Here is a 6,006-nt window from a genome sequence, read left to right on the forward strand (position 1 = left end):
TCAATGACATAGTTTTCAGCCACGTTTTTCACATCCTAATATTTTTTTCACTTGTACCAAGCAGTAATATACTAAATTTCAAATTAACTGCCAATTCATAACAGTCATGTAACGCAAAGCCCGGGGAATCATGCTTAAAAGCCGAGAGACAAAATCTGTTGTGTGACTTTTAAGAAAACAGGTTAGTTTATGCCTTATAGTACCAGTAAAGAAGCTCTCGAAGCTTCCCAGGTAAACTAGTTTATCTATCCTGCTTTCTTAGAAACCGGAACATTTATTGAACAAAGTCAAAGCGAAAGATTCTTTCTGTCCAAAACAGGAAGTTCTCCCGCTTCTTCTTTGTTTCAAAAGCAGAGACTGAGATACTGCTGTTTGTAATTAATATCTCAGCCTTCCAGTTCAACTAGTTGTTTAGTCTTTTACATCTTCTGGAACTTCCGGAACAGTGACTTCTTCAGCAATGATTTTTTCTTTCGCAGTATCAACAGCTTTTAGAGCATCTTCACTTAAGAAGCCCTCTGTCAAATCAACTCCGCCGTCTTTCAAACCATATACTTTATGTTCGCCGCCAGGGAATTTGTCTTCTAAAGCAAGATTAGAAATATCTTTCACTGCCGTACCCACTCCTTTAAGAGTAGAAGTCAATGTAAAGTTGTCTTCTTTTCCATCTTTAGTTGTGAATTTCCCTTCAGCTTCCTGATCACTATCAACACCGATAACCCATACTTTGTCCTGGTCGCCCGTTTCGTTTAAATCTTTTGCTTCCTGGAAGACTCCGGCACCTGTACCGCCTGAAGCGTGGAAGATGATGTCGACACCACTTTGGTACATTGCAGCTGCAAGTGATTTACCTTTTGCAGGGTCGCCAAATGAAGCAGCATATTTAACATCTACTGTGATGTCTTTGCCTAATTCCTCTGCCGCATCTGCAACGCCCTGACGGAAACCAGCTTCAAAGCGATCAATTACAACCCCTTCTTCACCGCCGATAAATCCAACTTTATCTGTTAATGTTGTATTCGCTGCAGCAACACCTGCTAGATAAGAGGCTTCGTGATCTTTAAATGTTGCAGAAACAACATTGTCTTTTCCTTCAATTACACTGTCAATAATACCGAATTGAGTATCAGGATTTTGATCTGCAGCAGCACTGATAGAATCAGCAAGCAGATAACCAATACCAAATATTGTATTGAAACCATTGGATACAGCTGTATCAATATTTGTTACATACTCAGAAGCATCATTTGACTGGATGTAATCATAACCACCTGCGCCTTTTGACAAGCCATTTTCTTTACCCCATTCCTGCAATCCTTCCCACGCAGATTGGTTAAAGGATCTGTCATCCACGCCGCCGATATCTGTTACAATGACTACACTGTGTTCAGCATCTGTCGAACCGCCTGCTGAGCCGCCGTCTGTTGAATCCGTAGTTCCGCCGTTTCCGCCGCATGCCGCTAACGCAACTGTTAAAGCAGCCGCAACTACACCTAGACCAAATAATTTTGCTTTTTTCATTTCTGTAAAGCCCCCTAAATAAAATAGTTTTATATTTCCAACAGCCAGGATGACTGAATGAAACTGATGTAATAACGCTAGAAATTCTACATGTCGTCTTCTGTAAATGCATATGGCAGCAGTTCAGCTACCGTTGTTTCTTTTGATACACCCTTATCACCGACCAGAGTTACCGGCATATCAGGATCACAAAACTCTGCAATAACTTGACGACAAGCACCGCAGGGAGAAATAGGTCTTGGCGTATGTCCTGCCACAACCAAATGTTTAAATTTGCGCTTTCCTTCTGAAACAGCTTTAAATATAGCTGTACGTTCTGCACAATTCGTCAAGCCATAAGATGCGTTCTCAATATTAACACCTTGATAGATCTCGTCGTCTTCAGTTACAAGACAGGCGCCGACCGGAAAATGTGAATAAGGAACATAAGCCTTATCCAATGCATCTTCTGCAACAGCAAGCCATTCTGGTTTCACAGTCATGAGTTTCCCACTTTCCTGTTCATTTCATTTGTTTTAAAATCAGTCAATATATCAGTAACCAGTCCCTGTAGCACCTTCCATAATAGATACGCCGGCACTCGTTCCGATTCTTGTTGCACCTGCATCAATCATTGCCTGAGCTTCTTCTTTATTGTGGATACCGCCTGACGCTTTCACTCCCATGTCCGGTCCCACAGTTTCCCGCATCAGCTTCACATCTTCTACTGTTGCTCCGCCTGTTGAAAATCCTGTAGATGTTTTAACAAAATCTGCACCTGCTTCTTTTGCCAGCTCACAGGCCTTTACTTTTTCTTCATCTGTAAGCAGTGCTGTTTCGATAATTACTTTTACCAGTGCTTTATCGGCTGCCGCCTGAACAACTGCCTGAATATCCTTCAACACTTTTTTATAATGCTTCGATTTCAGTGCACCAACATTTATCACCATATCCACTTCATCTGCACCATTGGCAATCGCATCTCTTGTTTCATATGCTTTCACTTCCGAAGTATTAGCTCCTAAAGGAAATCCGATCACTGTACAAGTAGAAACGTTTGTCCCTGCCAGCTTTTCATTCGCCAAAGCTGCCCAGAAAGGATTCACACAGACAGAGAAAAACTCATATTTTTTTGCTTCTTCAATTATTCTCAACACATCTTCTTCTGAAGCATTGGCTTTCAAGATTGTGTGATCGATCATTCGATTTATTCCCACATTTGACACTTCCCTTTTCTTTAATATTTTACAGAGTAATTATATCATGAATCAGAACAGGTTCCTCGCCTGAATCCCCGATTTCAATATTTTTATAAAGCATTTCTTTGATATTCCCGATTTCTTCTTTATTTGAATAAATCGTCAGTAAGGATTCTCCTTCAGAAACCGGCATACCAACTTTCTTATGCAGCTTAATTCCTACTGCATAATCAATCGCATCTTCCTTTGTTGCCCTTCCTGCACCCAAAAGCATGGCCGCAATCCCGATCTCATTTGCAACAATTCGCTGGACAACGCCTGTTTTTTTTGCAGGTAAATCAATCTGGTATTTTGCTGTAAGCAAGCATTCAGGATCATCAACGATTGTCTCGTCGCCGCCCTGATTGCGAATCATTTCTTTGAATTTAGCCAACGCAGCACCAGATTTCAAGGCTTCTTCCAAAAGCCCGCGTGCTTCTTCCAATGTCGCTGCTTTTTCAGCAAGTACGACCATTTGACTGCCTAATGCATAGCACATTTCCACTAAATCTTCCGGACCGTTCCCTTGCAGTGTTTCAATCGCTTCAACAATTTCCAGACTGTTTCCAATCGCTTCGCCTAATGGCTGAGACATATCTGAAATCACTGCCATCGTATTTCTGTTGGCCAGTTTGCCAATGCGAACCATTGTTTCAGCAAGACGACGCGCTTCATCCAGATTTTTCATGAATGCGCCCTCACCAGTCGTGACATCCAAAACAATAGCATCTGCCCCCGCAGCAATTTTCTTGCTCATAATGGAGCTGGCAATCAATGGAATGGAGCTGACTGTGGCAGTCACATCACGTAAAGCATAGAGCTTTTTATCCGCCGGAGCCAATTCTCCTGATTGACCAATTACTGCTACATGACTTTCATTCACCAGCTGAATAAAACGTTCATCCGGTAATTCCACCTGAAACCCCGGTATAGCTTCCAGCTTATCGATCGTTCCGCCGGTATAGCCCAGTCCTCTGCCGGACATTTTAGCTACACTGACACCGACACTTGCTACTAAAGGAGCTAAAATCAGTGTGGTGGTATCTCCCACACCGCCTGTTGAATGCTTATCCACTTTAATTCCCTTTATGCCGGACAGATCAATGGTTTCACCTGAATGCGCCATTGCCAGAGTCATCTCTGTTATTTCTTCATCTGTCATGTCCTGATAAAAAACCGTCATCAAAAATGCACTGATCTGATAATCGGGAATATCTCCTTTTGTATATCCGTCAATAATAAACTGAATTTCTTCTTTATTCAGCTTTCCTCCATCACGCTTCTTTTCGATCAAATCGACCATTCTCATGATTATTTCCTCCGAATCCCCAATGTTGTATTATGCACTAAAAAACTCTGCTGATGGATGTTTGGTAAACCAGTTTACTAAATCCAATCAGCAGAAAAAGAAAGCGCTTCTAAAACGAACTTTACCTTTTTTTCTACGCATTGTCAATTTCTTTTGTACTGTTTCTTTCAATAAAGGTGGCTTCAAATATCTTATTGGGCATCTTTTCCCCTTCGCCATGGATGGCATCAACCAAAAATTTCGCAGCAAAATAACCAATATCAAATGCGGGCTGATAGACAGTTGTCAAAGTCGGTGTCAGATATTTGGATATTTCCAGTCCGTCAAATCCAATGATCGAAATATCTTCCGGAATTCGCAGTCCCTTTTCAAATACAGCCTGATACGCACCGATAGCCATCTCATCGTTACCACAAAAAATTGCTGTAATCTCTTTGTTTTTTAACACTTCTTTAGCTGCCTGATAGCCGCCCTTCAAGGTGAGTTCCCCGCTTTGAATGTAGGCCTCCGTGATTGCAATCTCATGCTTTTCCAAGGTGTCTCTATATGCTGTCACTCGTTCTGTCAGCTTGTAGTAGCCCTGGCTTTCCTTCAGCATCCCAATATGACGGTGCCCTTTTGCTATTAATGATTCCATTGCCTGGCAGGCACCTTCGTACTCCTCAATCAGAAGCTGCCCCTGATCCCGTGTGTTGATTCCCCTATCTATAAGCACCACCGGAAATGAAGACTGCAGGTGACGATGCAGAACATGGTCTTCCGGTAAAATATTTGGTGTTGCCAAAATAATACCATCTACCGACCGATGAAGCAGTTCGCTTACATATTTCGTTTCCTCTTCCTCACTGTGCTTGGAGTTACAAAGAAGAATCATATAACCAAGTGAGTTGAGATAGGTTTCAACTCCTTCAATAATTTTCGAAAAGAAAAAATCAGTCACATCAGGTACAATCATTCCGATTGTTTTGGAATGGCGTGTAATGATGTTCGATGCAAAAAAATCTGGTTTGTATTGATGCTTTTCAACAATTTCCAGGACTTTTTCTCTTGTTTCTTTGCTAAATCGGCTGCCTTTATTATTAAGTATCTGAGAAACTGTGGTGACTGAAACACCTGCCAGTTCAGCTACTTCCCTAATGGTTAATTTCATCCTCGATTAGCTCCCTATAAAATCCCATACATTTTCAAAAATACTGAATTGAACAAAGTCATTTTACCAAAAATGTTCGGATAAATACAGAAAAATAAAAAATTTATCATAATAAAAATAACAGCATTTTTTCATTTCATTTTCTGAAAAAAAGCAAACAACACCTTAGTAATCGACCGTTAGATATCTCTCAACATTTGTGAAATTTACTGAAAATTTTCAGAATCCTGGAAACATATTTAAGTCAAAAGACGAATATTCTATTTTTATTGAAAATAAAAAACATTGCGCACAAATACATGAGTCAATGTTTTTAACCTCTGCTATTCTTTGATTATTGTACTGACTGTCAGCAGATCATAAAATTACTTTTTCGATGTTTAAGAAATACTATCTGATTAGAGCTCTTACTGATTCAGAGAATTGAAAATCTTGCTCATCTCAAGAATAGGGTTCAATTAAGCTAAATTTCTTCAATAAAATTCATTAAAGAAATTTTTCCGACCATAAAAAAATATTTTCCGTATACATCCCGGACGTTTTGCAGAGAAAAACTGTACATGTATTTAAACTTCTCCAAGATACTTAACCCAATAAAATATTCTAAACACTGACTTTACTTCATATGTTTCTAAATACGAATGTGTTCTTCTATCAAATGGAGGAGGAGAGTCTTTGAATAAGGATACGCCGATAGTAAAATTAAGCTAGACAACTAAATAAGTCATTTGTGCTACACTCAAAATAGTTCCGTCGAAAGAATTATAAGGAGTGAAGACAAATGACCTATACTCATCTTACACCAAATG

General features: G+C 40.0%; 5 protein-coding genes. All 5 read right to left on the bottom strand.

All coding sequences use genetic code 11. The annotated features are described in order from the left end of the window. Positions 1-411: 411 nt before the first annotated feature. The 5 genes from LI954_RS07375 to LI954_RS07395 all read right to left on the bottom strand — a co-directional run bounded on the left by LI954_RS07375 (position 412) and on the right by LI954_RS07395 (position 5,197). Entirely contained in the window at positions 412-1,521 is a 1,110-nt protein-coding gene (locus LI954_RS07375) for a BMP family lipoprotein (RefSeq protein ID WP_202068222.1), read from the bottom strand. Between the two features lie 86 nt (positions 1,522-1,607). Next, entirely contained in the window at positions 1,608-2,003 is a 396-nt protein-coding gene (locus tag LI954_RS07380) for a cytidine deaminase (protein WP_202068223.1), read from the bottom strand. Positions 2,004-2,054: 51 nt separating this feature from the next. Continuing rightward, positions 2,055-2,717, bottom strand: coding sequence for a deoxyribose-phosphate aldolase (gene deoC, locus LI954_RS07385; RefSeq protein WP_202068224.1), 663 nt, complete (start codon positions 2,715-2,717; stop codon positions 2,055-2,057). 28 nt (positions 2,718-2,745) lie between these two features. After that, on the bottom strand, positions 2,746-4,047 hold the full coding sequence (locus LI954_RS07390) for a pyrimidine-nucleoside phosphorylase (protein ID WP_229441411.1): 1,302 nt from the start codon (positions 4,045-4,047) through the stop codon (positions 2,746-2,748). A gap of 133 nt (positions 4,048-4,180) precedes the next feature. Next, positions 4,181-5,197 (bottom strand): LacI family DNA-binding transcriptional regulator, encoded by a 1,017-nt coding sequence (locus tag LI954_RS07395; protein ID WP_229441412.1) that lies wholly within the window; start codon positions 5,195-5,197, stop codon positions 4,181-4,183. Between the last annotated feature and the right edge of the window lie 809 nt (positions 5,198-6,006).

It is taken from the genome of Enterococcus sp. CWB-B31 (assembly GCF_020567645.1).
Lineage (GTDB): Bacteria > Bacillota > Bacilli > Lactobacillales > Enterococcaceae > Enterococcus_L.

Bases quoted from the DNA above. Each gene is read 5' to 3' on its own strand.
- LI954_RS07395 (WP_229441412.1), bottom strand. From the start codon at position 5,197: ATGAAATTAACCATTAGGGAAGTAGCTGAACTGGCAGGTGTTTCAGTC.
- LI954_RS07380 (WP_202068223.1), bottom strand. From the start codon at position 2,003: ATGACTGTGAAACCAGAATGGCTTGCTGTTGCAGAAGATGCATTGGAT.
- LI954_RS07375 (WP_202068222.1), bottom strand. From the start codon at position 1,521: ATGAAAAAAGCAAAATTATTTGGTCTAGGTGTAGTTGCGGCTGCTTTA.
- LI954_RS07390 (WP_229441411.1), bottom strand. From the start codon at position 4,047: ATGAGAATGGTCGATTTGATCGAAAAGAAGCGTGATGGAGGAAAGCTG.